General features: G+C 72.8%; 16 protein-coding genes. 7 read left to right on the forward strand and 9 right to left on the reverse strand.

Annotation, left to right across the window (positions count from 1 at the left end; all coding sequences use genetic code 11):
- The 3 genes from UK12_RS13710 to UK12_RS13720 form a co-directional block, all read left to right on the forward strand.
- A partial coding sequence (locus UK12_RS13710; RefSeq protein ID WP_045303205.1) for a S53 family peptidase occupies positions 1-1754 on the forward strand: 1754 nt, incomplete at its 5' end.
- Between the two features lie 189 nt (positions 1755-1943).
- Positions 1944-2957 (forward strand): hypothetical protein, encoded by a 1014-nt coding sequence (locus UK12_RS13715; RefSeq protein WP_052681861.1) that lies wholly within the window; start codon positions 1944-1946, stop codon positions 2955-2957.
- Positions 2958-3132: 175 nt separating this feature from the next.
- A complete protein-coding gene (locus UK12_RS13720) occupies positions 3133-3411 on the forward strand; it encodes a peptidoglycan-binding protein (RefSeq protein ID WP_052681862.1) in 279 nt (92 codons plus the stop codon).
- A 22-nt stretch (positions 3412-3433) separates the two neighbouring features.
- Here the strand turns inward: UK12_RS13720 and UK12_RS37885 are convergent, their stop codons facing one another.
- Together UK12_RS37885 and UK12_RS13730 are read right to left on the reverse strand one after the other, a co-directional pair.
- Positions 3434-3901: a helix-turn-helix domain-containing protein gene (locus tag UK12_RS37885; RefSeq protein ID WP_082119586.1), complete on the reverse strand. Its 468-nt coding sequence runs from the start codon at positions 3899-3901 to the stop codon at positions 3434-3436.
- A 93-nt stretch (positions 3902-3994) separates the two neighbouring features.
- Complete coding sequence (locus UK12_RS13730; RefSeq protein WP_045303206.1) at positions 3995-4213, reverse strand: hypothetical protein; 219 nt, start codon at positions 4211-4213, stop codon at positions 3995-3997.
- Positions 4214-4579: 366 nt separating this feature from the next.
- On the opposite strand from UK12_RS13730, the gene UK12_RS13735 reads away from it, so the two are divergent.
- On the forward strand, positions 4580-5068 hold the full coding sequence (locus UK12_RS13735) for a hypothetical protein (RefSeq protein WP_045303207.1): 489 nt from the start codon (positions 4580-4582) through the stop codon (positions 5066-5068).
- Positions 5069-5127: 59 nt separating this feature from the next.
- Here the strand turns inward: UK12_RS13735 and UK12_RS13740 are convergent, their stop codons facing one another.
- The 5 genes from UK12_RS13740 to UK12_RS44755 form a co-directional block, all read right to left on the reverse strand.
- Positions 5128-5778, reverse strand: coding sequence for a TrmH family RNA methyltransferase (locus tag UK12_RS13740; RefSeq protein ID WP_045303241.1), 651 nt, complete (start codon positions 5776-5778; stop codon positions 5128-5130).
- Between the two features lie 23 nt (positions 5779-5801).
- Positions 5802-7916, reverse strand: coding sequence for an FUSC family protein (locus UK12_RS44395; protein ID WP_045303208.1), 2115 nt, complete (start codon positions 7914-7916; stop codon positions 5802-5804).
- Positions 7917-7925: 9 nt separating this feature from the next.
- A complete protein-coding gene (locus UK12_RS13750) occupies positions 7926-9116 on the reverse strand; it encodes an HTTM domain-containing protein (protein ID WP_052681863.1) in 1191 nt (396 codons plus the stop codon).
- Positions 9113-9745 carry a DUF5819 family protein gene (locus UK12_RS13755; RefSeq protein ID WP_045303209.1) on the reverse strand — a complete coding sequence of 211 codons (633 nt, stop codon included), beginning with the start codon at positions 9743-9745 and terminating at the stop codon, positions 9113-9115. Before UK12_RS13755 ends, UK12_RS13750 begins: the two co-directional genes overlap by 4 nt.
- A 171-nt stretch (positions 9746-9916) precedes the next feature.
- On the reverse strand, positions 9917-11071 hold the full coding sequence (locus tag UK12_RS44755; protein WP_063838255.1) for a rhodanese-like domain-containing protein: 1155 nt from the start codon (positions 11069-11071) through the stop codon (positions 9917-9919).
- Between the two features lie 317 nt (positions 11072-11388).
- Here UK12_RS44755 and UK12_RS13765 point away from each other — a divergent pair, with 317 nt between their 5' ends.
- Positions 11389-14199 (forward strand): ATP-binding SpoIIE family protein phosphatase, encoded by a 2811-nt coding sequence (locus UK12_RS13765; protein ID WP_045303210.1) that lies wholly within the window; start codon positions 11389-11391, stop codon positions 14197-14199.
- Between the two features lie 109 nt (positions 14200-14308).
- Here the strand turns inward: UK12_RS13765 and UK12_RS39680 are convergent, their stop codons facing one another.
- A complete protein-coding gene (locus UK12_RS39680; RefSeq protein ID WP_197084833.1) occupies positions 14309-15088 on the reverse strand; it encodes a hypothetical protein in 780 nt (259 codons plus the stop codon).
- 321 nt (positions 15089-15409) lie between these two features.
- Positions 15410-17224: a phosphatidylglycerol lysyltransferase domain-containing protein gene (locus UK12_RS13775; RefSeq protein ID WP_197084834.1), complete on the reverse strand. Its 1815-nt coding sequence runs from the start codon at positions 17222-17224 to the stop codon at positions 15410-15412.
- A gap of 298 nt (positions 17225-17522) precedes the next feature.
- Between UK12_RS13775 and UK12_RS13780 the strand changes: the two genes are divergently transcribed.
- Positions 17523-18194 (forward strand): response regulator, encoded by a 672-nt coding sequence (locus UK12_RS13780; RefSeq protein ID WP_045303211.1) that lies wholly within the window; start codon positions 17523-17525, stop codon positions 18192-18194.
- A complete protein-coding gene (locus UK12_RS13785) occupies positions 18191-19381 on the forward strand; it encodes a sensor histidine kinase (protein WP_045303212.1) in 1191 nt (396 codons plus the stop codon). The genes UK12_RS13780 and UK12_RS13785 overlap by 4 nt, the downstream gene beginning before the upstream one ends.
- Positions 19382-19411 lie beyond the last annotated feature (30 nt).

Genomic DNA, 19411 nt, shown 5'->3' on the forward strand with positions numbered 1-19411 from the left:
ACGCCACCGGCAGCAACGCGCAGATCGCCAAGGCCTTCGGCACCCACGAGAGCCGCTACGTCGACCAGCAGGAGAACAAGACGTTCTTCGCCAACGACGACGCCGCCTCGGTGCCGGCCTCGCTGGCCCAGGTGGTCCAGGGCGTCACCGGTCTGAACAACAAGACCGTGCGCACCACCCGCCTGGCCAAGCCGAACGGGGCGACCTCGCACGCGACCCCCAGCGGCTTCGGTCCGGCCCAGTACGACGGCGCGTACAACCTGAACAAGATCAGCGCCGACGGCACCGGCTCCACGGTCGCCCTCTGGGAGTTCGACGGCTACGCCGCCGGCAACCTGAAGACGTACGACAGCCAGTTCGGCCTCTCCGGCCCGGCCGTCAGCACCGTCTCGGTGGACGGCGCCAACTACGACAGCTCCCCTGGCCAGGGCCAGGGCGAGGTCGAGCTGGACTCCGAGATCGTGCGCGGTGTCGCCCCCAAGGCCCAGCAGCTGGTCTACGAGGCCCCCAACACCGACCAGGGCGAGCTGGACATGGCCGCCCAGATCGTGTCGGAGAACAAGGTCTCGGTCATCTCCATCTCGTGGGGATCCTGCGAGCCGGACACCACCGCCGCCTCCATGACCGCGGTGGACAACTCCTTCAAGCAGGCCGCCGCCCAGGGCATCAGCATCTTCTCCGCCTCCGGTGACGACGGCTCGCGCGACTGCACCCGCTCCACCAGCGGTTCCTCGGTCAAGGCGGTCGACTTCCCGGCCTCCAGCCCGCACAACACCGGTGTCGGCGGCACCAATCTGAAGGTGACCAGCGGCAACGGCTACTCCTCGGAGAGCGCCTGGAGCACCGCCGGCGGCGGCGTCTCCACCCAGTTCGCGCAGCCGAGCTGGCAGACCGGCACCGGCATCAGCGGCAGCATGCGCACCGTGCCGGACGTCTCCTCCAACGCCGACCCGGCCAGCGGCTTCGCCATCTACACCCAGGGCACCAGCTCGCCCGGCTGGCAGGTCTACGGCGGCACCTCCGCCGCGGCCCCGCTCTGGTCCGGCTACGCCGCGCTGTTCAACCAGAAGGCCAAGGCCGCCGGCCAGTCCGCGCTCGGCGAGGCCAACCCCAAGCTGTACTCGATCGCCAACGGCAGCGGTTACGGCTCGGCCTTCCACGACGTCACCTCCGGCAAGAACCAGGACTTCTCCACCAAGTCCGGCTACGACCAGGTCACCGGCTGGGGCACCCCGGCCGCCGACGGCCTGTCCACCGCCCTGCTCGGTGGCGGTGGCGGCACCACCCCGCCGCCGTCCGGTGGCTGCACCTCGGCGCAGCTGCTCGGCAACGCGGGCTTCGAGAGCGGTTCCTCGACGTGGACCTCGTCCAGCGGCGTGATCACCACCGACTCCGGTGAGGCCGCCCACTCCGGCTCGTACAAGGCGTGGCTGGACGGCTACGGCTCGGCCCACACCGACACCCTCTCGCAGACCGTGAGCATCCCGGCGGGCTGCAAGGCCAGCTTCAGCTTCTGGCTGCACATCGACACCGCCGAGACCGGCAGCACCGCCTACGACAAGCTCACCGTCCAGGCGAACTCCACCACGGTGGCGACCTACTCCAACGCCGACGCGGCCTCGGGCTACGTCCAGAAGACCATCGACCTGTCGGCCTTCGCCGGCAAGACGGTGACCCTCAAGTTCACCGGCGTCGAGGACTCCTCGCAGCAGACCAGCTTCGTCATCGACGACACCGCGCTCAGCATTTCCTGACCCCAATTCAGGAGAGCTGCCGGTACGGGGTACGCCCCCGTACCGGCAGCTTTGTTTCCGCAGTGTTTCGATATCCGAAAACCCCGGGATTCTTTTGCGTGACCACTGTCATACGCATAAGTGGATGACGTAGTCTCTCGACCGTGCGTAGGGTTCCCACCGAACTCGCCGGGTGGGGAAGGTGTCCGCATGGCCTCACAGCAACCGCAGTATGCCGGACGGCTCAGGCTGGTCGGCGAGCACCGGGCCGACCCGGACGGCGGGTTCGTGCCCGCGCCCGTCCAACCGCCGGGCAGAGCAAGGCCGGTGGCGTCCGCCAACTTCGCCGAGGCACTGCACACCGCCATCGAGGGCAGCGGCCTCAGCCTGGACCGGATCCGCACCGCACTCGGCCAACAGGGCGTCAGAATCAGTGTCACGACGCTCAGTTACTGGCGTCGCGGACGCAGCCAGCCCGAGCGCGCCACCTCACTGCGCGCCGTGCACCTCCTGGAGGAGCTGCTCGACCTGCCGCACGCCGCCCTCTCCAGCCTGCTCGGCCCGCCCCGCCCGCGCGGGCGCTGGGTCACCCCGGCCGCCACCGACAGCCTCCGGGTCGAGGACGTCTGGCCCGGCCAGCAGGAGATCTCCGGCGTCTTCGCCGAGCTGGACGCCCCGCCGGTCGGCGAGCTGGAGCGGCTCAGCATCCACGACGCCTACTACGTCGACGAACACCGGCGCGGCTCAATGCTGCGGCTGCGCCAGGTGGTCCGGGCCACGGTCAGCGGGGTGTCCCGCTGCCTGGTGGTACACATGGCGGACGAGGGGGCCACCGGCTGCCCGGAGATCACCTCGGTCCGGCACGCCAGACTCGGCCGGGTCCGCCGCCGTCCCCAGATCGGCCTGCTGGTGGCCGAGTTGATGCTGGACCGGCCGCTCGGCATCGGCGACAGCACGGTCATCGAGTACGAGGTCGAGATCCCGCCCGGCAACCCGACCACCACCTACGCGCGGCGCTTCGCGGTCCCGGTGCGCGAGTACGTCCTCCAGGTGCACTTCGACCCGGCAGCGATACCGGCGCACTGCGAACGCTTCGACCGCGACCCCGGCGAGGAGTCCGACCGGGAGCGCAGACAGCTGTGGATCGGCGCCTCGGCCAGCGTCCACGTCCTCGCACCGGACCAGCCCCCGGGACAGCTCGGCATCCGCTGGGAGTGGGAGTAGTCCACCAACCGCTTCGCCCTCCCGTACCGGTCGAAGCGCCCCCACCGCGCCCACCTACTCCTCCCGCACCAAGTACCTCGCCCTGGAGCAGACCAGGCCGAGCACCCGCAAGCGGTCCACCCCCTACGCGTACTGGAGCCACGCCGACGGCTATCTGCCCTACCGCTACCGGGGGTTGTCGAGCAGCGCCGACTCCTTCCCCGGCGCCGACAAGTTCGGGCCCGGCGCGCGCAACGAGTACGTCAGACGGCTCGGCGAGCTGCTGGTCGGACGCGGCGGCGGCCGCTTCTACGCCGAAGGCCCGGACGACAGCTGGGGCGATTCCGACCACCGGGCCACCAAGGCCTTCCAACTCGCCCAGGGCTGGGCCGGAACCGAGGCCGACGGCTACCCGGGCAAGGACACCTGGGAGTACCTCACCCGCCACAGGGGCAACGACATCCCGCCCGCCTGACCCGCGCGCTCGGAACGGGCGCTCAGGACGGACGCGGTGCGGGCCGCCCGGTGCCGTACCCGCCCGTCCCCGGCAGCCGGTTCAGCTCGGCGCCCTGGGCCCGCGGCCCTCCGTCGAGGGCCCTGCCCTGGTGCACGGCACCGCGGTGTCCGCTGTCAGCCCCGAGGTGTGACTTCCCTGCGGTGAGCCGAAGTTGGGCGCCCAGCGCGACGCCGAGCTGGAACCGGTTGTCCACCCCGAGCCGGTCCATCAGCGACCGCAGGATGTTGGTCACCGTCCGCGGGCTGATGCCCAGCCGGTAGGCCGCGCTGGAGTCGGTGTGACCCGCCATGAGCAGCGAGATGAGCTTGCGCTGCCGCTCGTTCAGGGCCACCGGACCGCCGGGCGTGGCCGAAGGGTCGTGCTCACCGGTCGGTGCCGTCTGCTGCATCCCGTTCACTGTTCTGACGCCGTGCCGCAGGGACGGCCGGATGTTGGTCGAGGCGTCCATCGTGCTCTTTCTCTGGTCGTTGTGGTGAATGGGCGCCCCCTTGGGGCGAACGGGCGCCGCAGGCTGCGGTACGAGGCGGTCGGATGCTCGCGCTCAGCCGCCCCACGAGGTGTCGCGGCAGTGGCCGATGGGCGGACAGATGTGCTTGCCGTGCCGGCTGTCGGCCGCCGCCGAGGAGGTCTTCGGCGCGGAGGTCTTCGGTGAGCCGGGAGCGGCTGCGACGGCGTTGGCGGCCGGAGCGGCCCCGACCAGCAGTACTGCGGTCACCGCCGTGGCGTTGACGAGCCGCTTGAGCGGGGTGAGTCGCTTCATGAGATCTCCCGGATCGGTTCGCGAACCCCCGGGTCCACGGGGGTTCTTCGGTCACGGGAGAAGCGTTGCCCGCGGCCTGTCCCGGCGGCCATGGGCAAGACGTCTCACCAAAGTGCCAATCACCAAAGTGACAGGTGGGCAGAAGGGGACAAAGCAGATGCCATGGGCGCTTTCTCCCCCGCCACGCACCGCAGGAGACCGCTTCGGGCGGGCGATCCCCGCCCCGGTAACGTGAACCCGTGACTACCGACCGTGCGCACGCCGTGGCATGGTTCCCGTGCCGCCCGAACCCGTTCGCCGGTTCCGGGCGGGTCGGCCGTCCTGGATGAGGCCGGGAACGGGGACGACACGGGGGGAAGTCCAGCATTGCCGGAGAGACAGGGTGCGGCCGCCGAAGCGGCGGAACTCCACCACCGGGAGCTGGCCCTCTTCCTGGACGTGCACCACAACCGCTCGCCGGGCGTCTTCTGGCCCGACCACGAGCACCCCGCCTACCGCCCCGCCGCCAGGGCCGCCGAGTTGGACCTGCTGGCCAACCGCCTCGGGCACCTCACCGGCTACACCGTCCACACCGTGCACGGTGCCGGCGAAGGCAGGGAGGTGCGGTACGAGGCCGTCGACTCCCATGTGATGGTCCACCAGACCGCCGGCGCCGGTGAGTGGTACGTCGCCGGATCCGCGAACGCCGTACCGGTCATCACCCTCCGCTGCCGGCTGCGGGCCGGTGAGATCCTCTACGTCCCGCCGCGGTGCACCTGGCGCGCCGAGCTCTCCCCGACCTCGCAGTACCTTCTCTCCTACCTGGGTCCCGCCGCTTCGCCCGGCACCGTTGCCGAAACCCCGGAGATCTCCTGATCCCGGAAGGCCCCGGCGGCCCGGCCCACCGCCGCCGGAAGTCGGCACCGGGCCGTGGCCTAGCCGATCTCGCCGTGCGCGCGCACCCAGGCGTGCATGGCGACCGCCGCGGCCGCCCCGGCGTTGATCGACCGCGTCGAGCCGAACTGCGCGATCGAGCAGACCGCCGTCGAGTGCGCCCACGCCTCCTCGGTGAGCCCGGGGCCCTCCTGCCCGAACAGCAGCACGCAGCGCTCGGGCAGTTCGTACGTCTCCAGCGGCACCGCGCCCGGCAGGTTGTCGATCCCGATGATCGGCAGGTCCCGCTCGGCGGCGAAGGCGGCCAGCGTGGCGACGCTGTCGTGGTGCCGCACGTGCTGGTACCGGTCGGTGACCATGGCACCGCGCCGGTTCCACCGCCGCCGCCCGACGATGTGCACCTCACCGGCCAGGAAGGCGTTGGCGGTGCGCACCACCGAGCCGATGTTGAAGTCGTGCTGCCAGTTCTCCACCGCGACGTGGAAGCCGTGCCGCCGGGTGTCCAGGTCCGCGACGATCGCCTCCCGGGTCCAGTAGCGGTACCGGTCCACGACGTTGCGCCGGTCGCCGCCGGCGAGCAGCTCGGGGTCGTACTGCGGGCCGAGGGGCCAGGGTTCGGGGTGCGGCCCGAGGCCGACCTCCCGGTCCTCGGGGACGAAGGCGTCGTCGTACTGCTCGCCCTCGTGGGGCACACCGGTGCTGCTGTTGCCGCTGCTCACGTCCCCGAGGGTACGGGGCGCCGGGTCCTGACCGCCCGGTCGAGGTCCGCGACGGCCGCCATCACCAGCCGGGCGCCCGCCCTGGCCACCTCGGTGCGGTCCGTCCTGGGCAGCTCGGCCAGCCTGCCGTCCCAGCGCTCGTGGGCCGACCGCAGCCCGCCGAAGTCCACCTGCTCCCCGACCAGCAGGGCCGCCGCCGCGATGGAGGTGGCGTAGCGCAGCTCCTCGGCGAACTCGGCCGCGCCGGGCACCGGCGGGGCGTCCCGGCCGGGCAGGTGCGCCTCCATCAGCACGGTCGAGCGGCCGAGCAGCCCGACCGCGGCCCGCGCCCGGTCGAGCTGTCGGCGTGAGAGGTCCGGCAGCTTGGCGGCGTGCGAGACCGGCTCGGCGTCCGCCCGTTCCATCGCCAGCAGCAGCTCGGAGCGCGCCTCCCGGAAGTCCAGCAGCGCGGCCCGGACCCGGCCGCCGCCCTGGGCCGGGTCCCCGTACACGGTCAGGACGGCCGCCGAGTAGCGCCCGGCGGCGGCCAGCCACTCGGCGAGGCGCTCGGCCAGCCTGGCGGTCTGCCAGGTGGGGAAGAGTGCGTACGCGACCAGCGCGGTCGCCCCGCCGAGCAGGGTCAGGGCGACCCGGACCAGCGCGGTGTGCACGGGGTCGCCCGGTTGCAGCCCGAGCAGGAAGACGACGTAGGAGGAGATGCAGGCGGTCATCACCGCGTACCCGGTGCGCAGGGTGAGGTAGGCGCCGCCGATGCACCCGACGGCGAGCGCGGCGGACAGCCACGGCCCGGGGTGCAGCAGCTGGACGACGGCGGTGGAGACGGCCACCCCGGCGACCGTGCCGGCCAGCCGGGCGACACCCCGGCTGTAGGTCTGGGCGAAGTCCGGCCGCATCACCATCGCGGCGGTGAGCGGCGCCCAGTAGCCGTGCTCCAGGCCGAGCAGCCGCGCCGCCAGGTAGGCGACGGTGACCACCCCGGAGAGCCGGACGGCGTGCTGGAAGACCGCCGATCGCGGCTGGAGCTGGCGGCGGACGGCCTGCAGGGCGACCGGCAGCAGTCGGACCATCGACGGCCGGTGCAGGCCGATGCCGATCGCGGGGCTGCTGATGGTGTCCTGGTCGTGCTTGTCGAGGGTGTCGGCGGCGGTGCGCAGCAGCGCGGCGAGCCGGCGAGCCGAGCGGCGGGCGGCGCCGGTGAGCCGGGGCCCCTCCGGGTCGGACCCGGCCAGCGTGAGGGTGGGGGTGGTCCGGGGCGAGCGCAGGGGTTCGCCGGTGCGGATCGCGCGGGCCACGGCGTCCATGGACTCGGCGGCGGCGGCCAGCACCTCGCGGGCCCGGTCGCGTTCGGGGCCTTCGGCGGGTGCGCCGACCCCGGGGTCGGCGAGGGCGGCCAGGGTGGGGCGGATCCGTTCGGCGATGCCGCGCAGGCCGCGCAGTTCGGGCGGGCGGTGCCTGGCCTGCCAGGGGGTCAGCGTGGCGGCCTCCCGGGCGAGGATGAAGGGGGCCGGGTCGACCCGGGCGACCGGGTCCTGGCGCAGCCGGCGGGCGTAGTCGGCGAGCGAGGCGTAGGTGTCGGCGAGGGCGTCGCGCTGGGCCCGCCAGCTCTCGATCGGCCACAGGGTGACGGCCAGCGCCTGGGCGGCGCCGCCCAGGGCGCAGATCAGTCCGTGCCCCAGCGCGGCGGGCACACTGACGGGCAGTTGGACGACGACCAGCATCACCGAGACGGTGGTGGAGGCGACCACACCCCCGCTCGGCCCGACCGACCAGGCCATCCCGGCGGCGAAGGCCCAGAGCGCGAGCAGCACCGGGAAGGCGCCGGGTACACCGGCGGCCAGGTAGCCGAGGAAGGTGCTGACCCCCAGTCCGACACCCGCGGCGACGGCCAGCGAGACCCGCGGACGGAAGCTGCGCTGGAAGGTGGCGGTGCCAGCGATGAAGGCGCCCATCGCCCCGGAGGTGGCGAGCCCGGGCCCGCCGAGCGCCAGCGTCGGGAAAACGACCAGGGCGGCGCCGAGGGCCCCGCGCACCGCCCGCCGCGGATTGCTGAGCGCACGGTCCACGGTCAGCCCGGTGCGTACGGTGTCGCGCAACGCCGCAGACCAGGACATGGCCGAAGTCTAGGACAGGGCCGTCCGCCGCCACCGGCGGCGAAGGCCGCGGCCGGCCCGCCCCACCCACAGCAGCGCGGAGGTCGGCAGGAAGACCGCGTCCGCCGCGATCATCGTCAGCGAGAAGAACGGCAGTCCGAGAGTGACCGCGATCCCCGCGTGCTCGACCATCATCAGCGCCAGCAGCACGTTCTTCACCCGCCGGTTGGCCAGCGTGAAGGGGAAGGCGACCTGCACGATCACCGTCCCGTACGAGAGCAGGAAGACCGCCGGCAGGCTGGCGCCGAGCACCCCGGACAGCCAGGGCCAGGGCGTGAAGTAGTCCAGGTGCAGCGGGTAGTGCGGCGCGGTGCCGTCCTGCCAGCGCGAGCCCTGCACCTTGTACCAGCCGGCGGTGGAGTAGATCAGCACCACCTGACCGGCTATCACCAGCATCGCGCAGTTGTGCAGCATGTTCGCCAGTGCGTCCAGCACGTCGCGCCACTCGCCGTTCGGGTACCGGCGGTTGACGATCCACCAGAGGGCGGCGACCGCCCACGGCACCCACAGCAGGCCCGGCGGCCCGGTCAGCAGCGCGAGCCCCAGCAGCACCCAGAGCCAGACCCCGCCGCCGGATCCCCTCCGGCGGGCGTCCAGCGACCAGACCTGGGCGCAGCGGGTGAACACCAGGTACACGGCCATCAGATGGATCACGTTGTCGCCGCCGTCGCCGACGAAGACGTTGCGGTTCTGCAGCGACAGCACGGTGACCAGGAAGAGCACCCCGCTCGCCCTGGTCCGCCAGCCCAGCGTGAACAGCACGGCGGCGACGATCGCCAGGTGGTAGACCAGCTCGAACCAGAGCCGGCCGTGGTGCCAGGAGAGCACCGTGAAGGCGTGGTTCTCGGCCAGCAGCCGGGCCGCCAGCTCGTCCGACCAGGGCGAGCGGTCGCCGTACAGCACCCGCCGGTTGGGCCACTCCCGCAGCAGGAACCCCGTCCAGGCCAGGCCGAAGCCGATCCGCACCACCGCCGCCTGGTACGGACCGACGGCCCGGCCGGTGAAGAGCTCGAAGGCCCGCGCGAAACGGCCCGGCGGGAGAGCGGCGGGCGGTGTCCCGGGCTGCCGGGGGATACCGGACAGCAGCGGCGGTCCGCTCCGCGGACCGGCCGTCCGGCGGAGCTCCGTCTCGTCGTCCTGTGCCCGGTGGACCTCGGTCACAGCAGGCCCCGGTAGTCGTCCTCGTCCACCGGCCACCAGGCCAGCTCCCGGTAGCCGATCCCGGTGGGTACCTTCTCCTGGCTCCAGGACGGCGGCGCGATGGTCGCCGTCCCCTCCCGGAACTGGATCTGCAGAATCCGCTCGCCCCCGGCGGTCCGCCCGAACCGCTGCAGCGCGATCCGCTTGAGGTACTCCTCCGCCGACTTGCCGCGCTCACCGACGGCGACGCCGTCCTGGGCGGGGTGGGTGGAGTCGTAGAAGTCCCAGGCCCGGCGCAGCAGGTTCTGGTCCACATGGCTGGGGGCCGGGTTGTGCCGGATCGCCGCGATGTCCTGCGCGGTCAGGCCGACCCAGTCGCGGGTGTGCACCCGGCCGCCGTCGGAGATGGTCTGCACCCGGGCGTCCACGCTGATGTTCTGCTGCAGCGGGTTCGGCGCGAACAGCTTCCAGTTCTGCTCGAACTCCGGGTACACGATGCCGTTCAGCTGCGCCTGGTACCGCTGGGAGAGCACGTTGGGCGGCGCGGACTGCAGAAAGAGCGCCGCCAGGAAGACCACGCTGCCACCGAGCAGCAGCGCAGCCGCCGCGCAGAGCACGGCCAGCGCCGGAAGCGACCAGGTGCGCACCACGCTGCGCTCTCCTCCAACTGCCTCAGGGCAACGGGTGACCGATCAGGGGTGCGGGGAACCACAGGCGCGGCGCCCGTCCCGAGTCCCCCGCACCCCGAAGGTGCCCGGCCACCCGCGCAGCCCCGAGGACGTTCACGGGTGCCCACTGTGGCAGGACGGGCCGACAGGCCGCTAGAGCACGAACGGATCCCGGCCGCCGCCGCCCACCATCGGACGGCCCGCCGCGTCCCAGGCGAACATCCCGCCGTCCACGTTGACCGCGTCCCGGCCCTGGGCCACCAGGTACTGCACGACCTGCGCGGACCGCCCGCCGACCCGGCAGAGCACGTACAGCCTGCGGTCCGGCTCGGGCAGCTCGTCGATCCGGGCGATCACCTCGCCGATCGGGATGTGCAGCGCGCCGTCCACGTGGCCGGCGTCCCACTCGTCCTGCTCACGGACGTCGAGCAGCAGTGCGTCGGCGGGCACCGAGGCGGCGTCCGTGGTGGGGAGCTGGGTGAACATCGTCGGATTCTCCTGGGGTTCGCGGTGGTCTCCACCATTGTCCGGCACGGGGGCGAGCAACCGGTCCAGCTCGGCCTGCCGCTCGGCGGCCTTGGCCAGCAGCTGCTCGGCGAGTTCGGTGAGCAGCCCGTCCGGGTCCTGCGGGGCCAGCATCAGCAACTCGCCCATCGCGCTGCGCTCCAGCCTGACCTGCTCCGTGGCGAGCTGCCCGATCTTGGCCTTCAGCCAGTCGAGGCGCTGGCGCAGCCAGTCCAGACGGTCCGGGGCGTCGGGCGCGGGCGCGGCCTCCGGCGCGGTGGACCACTCCTCGGCCAGCTCCTCCAGCGCCCCGGCGTCGCCGTGCGCGTACGCCTCGTTGACCCGGGCGATGAAGGCCGACCGGCGCTGCTGCTCGGCCGGGTCGGTGCTCAGGTCGGGGTGCGCGCGGCGGGCCAGGTCGCGGTAGATCCGCTGCGCCTCCCTGCCGGGGCGGACCCGGCGCGGCGGCTCCGGCTCGGCCAGCTCGGGCGGCAGGTCGGCGAGCAGCGCGTCCAGGTCGGGCAGTTCGTCGACCCGGCTGCGCGCGTCGGCGGCCCGGCGGATGTCCTCGGGGTGCCCGGTGCGGGCCGCCACGGTCTCCGCGACCAGGGCGTCCAGCTCGTCCAGCCGGGCGTACAGCGGGCCGAGCAGCTGATGGTGGATCAGCGCGAAGTTGTCGATCTCGACCCGCAGGGTCTCGACGTCGACCTCCAGCGTCAGCCAGGCCAGCTCGGTGGCGGCCACCAGCTCCTCCAGCCGCTGCCGCTCGGGGTCGGTCCACTGGACGGGGCTCTCTGCGCTCACCTGCTCGCCTTCATCCGCTCCGGAGGTACGGCCTGCCACCCTACCCGGGTGCCGACACCCGAAACGGTTGGTCCGATCGGATGAACCGGAGGTACGGGCCCGGCGCACGCCACGAGACACGCAACTGATACTGACGAATCTCCCCGATTCGCTATCAGCGGCAGCCCTCGCCGTGCTTCGCTGGAAGGCGCACAACCGGCAGCACCGGCACACACACCTCGGGTGCGCAGCGCGACGCCGGCCACGACAGCACAGGCACACAGGAGCTCACAACGGCCGCCCTCCGCACGACGGCCAGGCGGGAGCAGACCGAATCCATGGTGGACGAGCCCAACTCCACACCGAGCCCGGCCGACACCCCCGGCGACCAGCACCCCGGGGTGGTCGCCTTACTGCGCCTCGCCTCGGTGCTGATCGATCCGGACGGCCGGATCGCCCAGTGGAACCGGGCGGCGGAGGAGCTCTTCGGGCACCGGGCGGAAGTGGCCTGCGGCCGGACGGCCTCCGGCCTGCTCCCCGCCGTCGAGCCGCGCGCCGAGACGGCCGCTCCCCGCCCGACCGGGGCGGCCCGGCGCTGCGACGCCTTCGACACCCTGGACGACCTGACCCAGCTCGACCGCACCGCCTGGGCCGGGTCGATGACGGTGACCGACCGCGAGGACCGCCTCCGCGACATCCTCTGGTGGGCCTACCCGCTGACCGAACCGGCCGGCCGCAGCCTGCTCGCGCTGGCCGCCGACGCCCGTCCGCTGCGGGCCACCGGCCCCAGGATCGCCCTCGGCACCCGGCTGCTGTCGTACGCGGCCGCCCAGGGCACCCCGGGCGGCTTCCACCGGGTCTCCGCCGCCCTGGCCCCGGCCCCGGTCTCCCCCGCCGGGGCGGGTGGGGCCGACGCCCTGGCCGCCCTGCTCCCGGGCGGCTCGCCCGAGCGGCGGCACCGGCTGCTCGCCCAGCTCGCCGCCGCCGGACTGCCCGCGCTCTGGGTGGACGCGACCACCCGGCTGCCGGTCCTCCCGTACGAACCGGCCGGCTCCGGGGTGGCACACATCGCCGCCGGGCTCGGCCGCCGCTACCCGACCGCACAGCAGCGGGCGGTCCAGCCCAGAGCCACCCGGCGCCCGCCGGAGGCCGGCCGCCCCGGCACCGGGCCGGTGGCGATCGGCCTGCAACTGCTGCCGGCCGACGGCGCCGAGGGCGCCCGTACGCTCGGCGGCGCCCTGCCCGGCCCGCGCGAGGCCGCCGCCGCGCTCGGATCCGGCGCGAACGGCAACCAGACCACCGCTGCACCCACCGATACGGACGGTCCCCGGGTCGACCGGCCGAACGGCACATCCCCCGGCCCGTCCGGCCCGATCCCGGGAGGCCCCGCCATCGAGTCCGCCGCCAACGGCCACACCCCCCTGCGCGACGCCGAGTTCCCCGCCCAACCGGCCTCCCCCTCCTCCGTGGAGGTGCTGACCAGCAGCCAGGCCGGCGAGCAGCTGGCCCTGCTGAGTGACGTCGGCAGCAGCGTCGGCACCACGCTCGACCTGGACACCACCGCCCGCGAGCTCTGCCAGGTCCTGGTGCCGAGGGTCGCCGACTTCGCCTGCGTGGACCTGCTGGACGGGCTGATCTCCGACTCCGAACTGCCCGCGAACCGGCCCGACGACCGGACCATGCTGCGCCGGGTGGCCCGCGCCTTCAATGCCTCCTCTGGCCACTGGGAGCACGTGCTGGACGAGGGCTCACTGCTGGCCATGCCCCGCTCCACGCCGCCGGGGCTGGCCCTGCAGGAGAACCAGCCGGTCCTGGTCCCGGTGATCAACCCGGATGTCGCGGTGGACTACGCCGCCTCGCTCGGCGGCCCCGACCTGGTCCCGGTGGTGGTCGGCCGCTCCATGCTGGTGCTGCCGCTCTCCGCCCGGGGCACCGTGCTGGGCATCCTCAAACTGCTGCGGCTGCCCGACCGGGCCGCCTTCGACAAGAGCGACGCGGCGACCCTGCGCGAACTGGCCGCCCGGGCCGCCCTCTCGCTGGACAACGCCCGGCTGCACCGGGCCGAGGCGAAGGTCGCCACCACGCTCCAGCGCTCGATGATCCCGACCCGGCCGCCGAAGATCCCCGGGGTGCAGATCGCCCACCGCTACATGCCGGGCGACCGGCGGGCCGAGGTCGGCGGCGACTGGTTCGACGCGATCCAGCTGCCCGGCAGCCGGGTCGCCCTGGTGGTCGGCGACGTGATGGGCCACGGCCTGCACTCGGCCGCCGCGATGGGCCGGTTCCGCACCGCCATGCAGACCCTGGCCGCCCTCGACCTGCCGCCGGGGCAGCTGCTGCGCCACCTGGACAACCTGGCCCAGAAGCTCGGCGACGACCACCTGGCGACCTGTCTGTACGCGGTCTACGACCCGATCAACCGCACCTGCGAGCTGGCCAGCGCCGGCCATGTCCCGCCGGTGCTGGTGCACCCGGACGGCCGGGGCGAGCTGCTGGAGATCCCCGCGGGCGCGCCGATCGGCGTGGGCGGGGTGCCGTTCGTGGCGAAGCGGATCGACGTGAGCGACGGCTCGATGCTCGTGCTCTGCACCGACGGGCTGGTCGAGGTCCGGGGCGGGGACATAGGAGCAGGTCTCGCCGCCCTCTGCGGCAATCTGATCGACCCGAAGCAGACCCCCGAGGAGGCCTGCGACGTCGTCCTGGACCGGCTGCACTCGGAGGACCGGCAGGACGACATCGCCCTGCTGGTGGCCCGTTTCGACGGGGTGGCCCCGACCGAGGTGGCCACCTGGGAGCTGTCGGTGGGCGACGCGGAGGTCCACCGGGCCCGCACCCTGGTCCGCGAGCAGCTGGCCGCCTGGCGGCTGACGGCCCTCGCCGACACCGCCGAACTGCTGGTCAGCGAACTGGTCACGAACGCGGTCCGGGTGGCCAGGGACCACGTCCAGCTCCAGCTGATCCGGGTCGACAAACTGCTGGTCGAGGTGAGCGACGACAACCACAACCTGCCCTCGCTGGAGCCGGCCGAGTCGATGGACGAGTGCGGCCGGGGGCTGCACCTGGTGAGCAAGCTGGCCGAGCGCTGGGGCACCGCCCGCAAGGCCGTCGGCAAGGTCGTCTGGTTCGAGCTCGCCCTGCCCCGCCGCTGAGCCGGGACAGCCGATGGGCCGTGCACCGCCTCGGGGGCGGTGCACGGCCCGTCGGGCGCCCGGATCCTCGCCCGGCCCGGGGCAGCCCCCCACACCCCGGAGCAGCGCCTCAGGGCGTGAGCGCTCCCGCCGCCGTCCGGCGGGTGGCCTCGGTGGCGATCGAGGCCGCCGCGCCGACACCGCCGAGGACGCGCGGCCAGAAGTCCCCGAAGACCTCCACCGAGCCGGCGATCAGCATCGCCGTCACCAGCGCCACCAGGTGTTCGAGCCCCGCCAGGTTGGGCAGCAGGACCGCCTCCACGATCATCACCAGCGCCACCGTGCCGCCCGTCCACCAGGCCCGGCAGCGGAACGCGACACAGACCGCGAGCGCCACCACGGCGGCCGAGGGCCCGGTGTCCCGGACGTAGGCGTCCAGGTGGTGCAGGCCCAGCAGGTGGCCGGGGCCGAGCGCCACGCCGATCCGGGCGAACAGCGTGCCCGCCAGGGTGCAGACGTACGCGACGACCAGCGTCATCCGGCGGCCGAGCACGATCTCGGCGATCCCGAACACGAAGAAGACCTGTGCCAGCGCACCCCAGACCGGCAGGTCCAGCGCGGGCACGTAGAGCGAGAGCGGGGTCCGCAGCAGGGAGATGTCCAGCGGAAGAGCCGCCTTCACCACACCGATGTGGGTGACGAAGCGCTCCCCGCCGGGCAGGTGCTGGACGATGCCGAAGAGCATCACCAGCGCCGTCGCCGTGCAGGCCAGCGGAACGGCCGCGAGGCGCTTGGCCACCACCGTCTCCCGTACGACGGTGAACAGCACGCCCCACTCGGCGGCAGCCGCGCGCCTGGCATGTGCCAGTGCCCCGGTCTGCCCGCCGCCCGCCCGGGTCATCTGCTTCACGGCTGCGCTCCCCATTGCTCCCTGAGAAAAGAACATCGACTGTGTGCCCAGGATTCCGTGGGCCACTACATCCACAGTAGGCAGCGAATAAACGCTCTGCCTCAGCTTCCAAGGGGAATCGCGGGTCATCCTGTAGGGGGAGACAAACTGCCCGGCTACCGCCGCTCGGCCGGTAGCTTGTACCCGACCCTGTGTATTCGACTGTTCTCTGTCAGGTATTCGAGCAGGTCAGCGCGGTATGACCGGAGACGGTCCGGATGGGTGCCCTCCGCCCCCCGGCGGAGGGACTCCCCCTTCCCACTCCGCTCCGCCGCCGGCGGGTCAGGAGCCGTCCGCCGGAGCGGCCGCCCTCACATGTCGGCGACGGAACAGAGCGGGGAGGCTCGGTACGGTGATGAAGCCCTCGGCGCGCGCGCTGGCGATACCGATCCGGGGGATCTCGCTGCTCTTCTCGAACAGCAGATAACGCGGCTCCCAGATCGGGCGGTACTTCGCATTGGCCCGGTAGAGGGATTCGATCTGCCACCAGCGGGAGAAGAAACCGAGGACCGAACGCCAGAGTCGGAGTACCGGCCCGGCACCTAGCTTGGAACCTCGTTCGAAAACGGACCGGAACATCGCGAAGTTCAGCGAGACCCGTTCGATGTCGACCTCCTTCGCCCGCTGCAGGAGTTCGATCACCATGAATTCCATCAGACCGTTCTCGGTGTCCCGGTCCCGGCGCATCAGGTCCAGCGAAAGGCCCTTCTCGCCCCACGGCACAAAGCTCAGCAGTGCGCTCAGCTCGCCGTTCGCGTCATGGCATTCCAGCATCACGCAGCGGCCGTCGTCCGGGTCGCCGAGGCGGCCCAGCGCCATCGAGAAACCGCGCTCGGTGGCGCCGTCCCGCCAGTGGTCCGCCTTCCCGACCAGCTCCGCCATCTCGCACTCGGGGATGTCCTCGTGCCGGCGGATCCGCACCGTGTACCCGGCCCGCTTCACCCGGTTGTACGCCTGCCTGACCACCCGCATCGCCCGGCCGTCCAGCGAGAACTCGTCCAGCTCGACGATCGCCTCGTCACCCAGCTCCAGCGCGTCCAGACCGTGCCGGGCGTAGATCACCCCGGCCTCCTCCGAAGCACCCATCACGGCCGGCGCCCAGGCGTGCTCCCTGGCCTCGGCCAGCCAGGCGTCGATCGCCCCCGGCCAGGCCTCCGGGTCGCCGATCGGGTCGCCCGAGGCCAGCGAGACACCGCCGACCACCCGGTAGGCCACGGCCGCCTTGCCGCTCGGCGAGAAGATCACCGCCTTGTCCCGGCGCAGTGCGAAGTACCCCAGCGAGTCCCGCCCGCCCTGCTTGTCCAGCAGCACCCGCAGCTTCTGCTCGTCCTCGTGGGTCAGCAGCTCCTGCCCGCGCGGGCTGCGGAAGGCCAGGTAGACCACCAGCAGGAAGAGCAGCGCGCTCATCGCGTTGATGAAGGCGTTCACCCAGGTCGGCACGTTGATCACGTCGACCACGTGGGTCGAGGGCTCGATGGTGACCATCCGGGCGATCGAGTAGCCGAAGCGGTCCCAGAAGGTGGCACCCGAGATGGTGTTGGTGAGCTGGACCAGCACCGAGCCGACCGAACCGCCCACGATCAGGCCGCCGATCACCGCGGCCAGCCCGGTCTTCGGGTTGGAGCGGTCCCCCTTGGAGGTGAACTCCCGGCGCCCGACCAGCAGCGCCACCAGGAACAGCCCGGTGATGATCATGGAGAACCAGTTGAACCCGTGTCGGACGTAGTCCTCGCCCTGGTCGGACACGGTCATCAGCAGTACGAAGACCAGGAAGGTCAGCCCGCCCACGACGACATTGAAGATCCAGGCGGCCCGCTTGCGCCGCCGCATCGCCACCGCCAGGAACAGCGACAGCACCGCTGAGGTCAGACCGGCGGTCACCAGGTACGGAGTGAAGTACTCACCCTCGTTGTGCGATTCCACCTGGTTGCGGAACGGCACGGCCAGCACCGCCACCAGGTTCAGCACCGCCACCAGCCGCAGGTACCAGACGGTTGCCATGGCGGCCCTCGGCCGCCAGCGGGCCAGCAGGCTCGCCGATGCGCCGGAGCGCTCGGTGGGAACGGCAGACGGCTCCGGCTTCACTGTGGAGGACACGGCTCAATTCCAAACGATCAGTTGTGGGGGCGCATCCGCACCGCGCCCACGGCGCCGAGCCGGGCCGGTGAGGCCGGGTTTCGATCGGCTCTGTCCAGCAGGGGGCGCCGCAATCCATGGTTGCTCACCGAAGATGAGAATGACGTGAACCAGGTAGCCGATTCGGGCCCCCGCCGATCGGCGGGGGTCGCCTCCCTCCCATCAGGGCGCCACCCACTCCCACCTGCCCCTAGGCTCGAACCCGGCAGAACAACGGCCGCCACCCGCGCACCCCGCCCAACCCGAGGAGAAGAAGACCATGACGCCGATCCGCGTACTCATCGTGGACGACGAGATCCTGGTCCGCTCCGGCCTCGGCCTGATCGTCGGATCCGCGCCCGACCTGGAGGTCGTCGGCGACTGCTCCGGAAGCCAGGCCGAGGACCGGGTCACCGCACTGCGTCCGCACGTCGTGCTGCTGGACATCCGGATGCCCGACCTGGACGGCATCTCGGTGCTCCGCCGGCTGCGCACCCTGCCCAGCCCCCCGGCCGTGGCCATGCTCACCACCTTCGACACCGACGAGTACATCGGCACCGCGCTGCGCGGCGGAGCGGCCGGGTTCCTGCTCAAGGACACCGCCCCCGACCAGCTGGTGCACGCCGTACGGGTGCTCGCGGCCGGCGGCAGCGTGCTCTCCCCGACCGTCACCCGCACCGTGATCAGCGGCTATGTCGAGGGCGGCGGCCCGGACGCCGAGGCGTCCGCCCTCACCCGCGGGCTCACCGGCCGCGAGCTGGACGTCCTCGCCCTGCTCGGCGAGGGCCTGTCCAACGCCGAGATCGCCGACCGGCTCTTCCTGGGCACCGGCACCGTCAAGGACCACATCAGCGCCATCCTCGGCAAGCTGGGCGCCGCCAACCGGGTCCAGGCCGCCGTGGTCGCCAACCGGGCCGGCCTGGTCCGCACCCCCGAGCAAAGCGGCGAATGACCACCATCGCACCCACCGACCCCGACGGCGGACCCACCGGCACCTGCCCGGCGCCGGCGCCGCGCCGCACCCGGCCGGGGTGGCTCACCGCCCCCTGGCTGATGCTGCTGGTGCCGGTGCTGGCCTCCACGGTGGACTGCGTCCTGGTCACCCTGGACAACCCGTGGTGGCAGCGCATCCTGGCCGCACTGGCCACCCTGGCGCTGCTGCTGCGCCGCCGCTGCCCGGTCCTGGTGCTGCTGCTCACGCTGCCCGCCGCCTTCGTCACCTACATCTGGATCGCCCCGATCACCGCCGTCTACTCGGTGGCCTCCCGGCGGCCCCGGCCGTGGGTCGCGATGCTCTGCGCCTCCGTCTTCGCGCTGGTCGAGTTCTTCCACTGGCCGTTCGCCGACCACCTGCTGGCGTTCGACCGCGACAACGCGCTGTACGCGATCCAGTGCGCGATGCTCGGGGCCGCACCCACCGCGCTCGGCCTGCTCTCCCGCACGCGGCGCGAGCTGGCCCTCCGGCTGGACGAGCTGACCAAGGGCCAGCGGCGCGAGAGCAGGCTGCTCGCCGAGCGGGTGCTCTCCACCGAGCGGGCCCGGCTGGCCCGCGAGATGCACGACGTGGTCTCCCACCAGGTCAGCCTGATCAGCATCCAGGCCGGCGCGCTCCAGGTGAGCACCGGCGACCCGGCGGCCAAGGCCACCGCGGTCACCATCAGGGAGCTCTCCGTCCGCACCCTGGAGGAGCTGCGGCAGATGGTGGGCGTGCTGCGCGCCGCCGGCGTACCGCCCCGCGAACCGCTCGCCCCGCAGCCCAGGCTGGCGGACCTGCCCCGGCTGATCGAGGGCAGCGGGCTGAGCGTGAGCAGCGAACTCAGCCCCGGTGACCGGCCCTGGCCGGAAGCGGTCGAGCGGGCCGCCTACCGCACCGTCCAGGAGGCCCTGACCAACATCACCAAGCACGCCCCCGGCGCCCCCGTCGAGGTCCGCCTCGCCGCCCGGGGCGCCCGGCTGCTGGTCGAGGTCCACAACGAGCGCCCGCCCCGGCGGCCGGGGGCGATGCCGCTGCCCGGCGGCGGGCACGGCCTGGTCGGCCTGCGCGAGCGGGCCCAGCTCCTCGGCGGCTCCTTCAGCGCCACCGCCACCCCCGACGGCGGCTTCACCGTCCACGCCGAACTCCCCGCCGCGGGCGAGTAGGCGCGGCGGCTGCCAGGACGCAGGGCGCGA

It is taken from the genome of Saccharothrix sp. ST-888 (assembly GCF_000955975.1).
In the GTDB taxonomy this organism is placed as follows: Bacteria; Actinomycetota; Actinomycetes; order Streptomycetales; family Streptomycetaceae; genus Kitasatospora.

Bases quoted from the DNA above. Each gene is read 5' to 3' on its own strand.
- UK12_RS13715 (WP_052681861.1), top strand. From the start codon at position 1,944: ATGGCCTCACAGCAACCGCAGTATGCCGGACGGCTCAGGCTGGTCGGC.
- UK12_RS37885 (WP_082119586.1), bottom strand. From the start codon at position 3,901: ATGGACGCCTCGACCAACATCCGGCCGTCCCTGCGGCACGGCGTCAGA.
- UK12_RS13730 (WP_045303206.1), bottom strand. From the start codon at position 4,213: ATGAAGCGACTCACCCCGCTCAAGCGGCTCGTCAACGCCACGGCGGTG.
- UK12_RS44395 (WP_045303208.1), bottom strand. From the start codon at position 7,916: ATGTCCTGGTCTGCGGCGTTGCGCGACACCGTACGCACCGGGCTGACC.
- UK12_RS13765 (WP_045303210.1), top strand. From the start codon at position 11,389: ATGGTGGACGAGCCCAACTCCACACCGAGCCCGGCCGACACCCCCGGC.
- UK12_RS13780 (WP_045303211.1), top strand. From the start codon at position 17,523: ATGACGCCGATCCGCGTACTCATCGTGGACGACGAGATCCTGGTCCGC.
- UK12_RS13785 (WP_045303212.1), top strand. From the start codon at position 18,191: ATGACCACCATCGCACCCACCGACCCCGACGGCGGACCCACCGGCACC.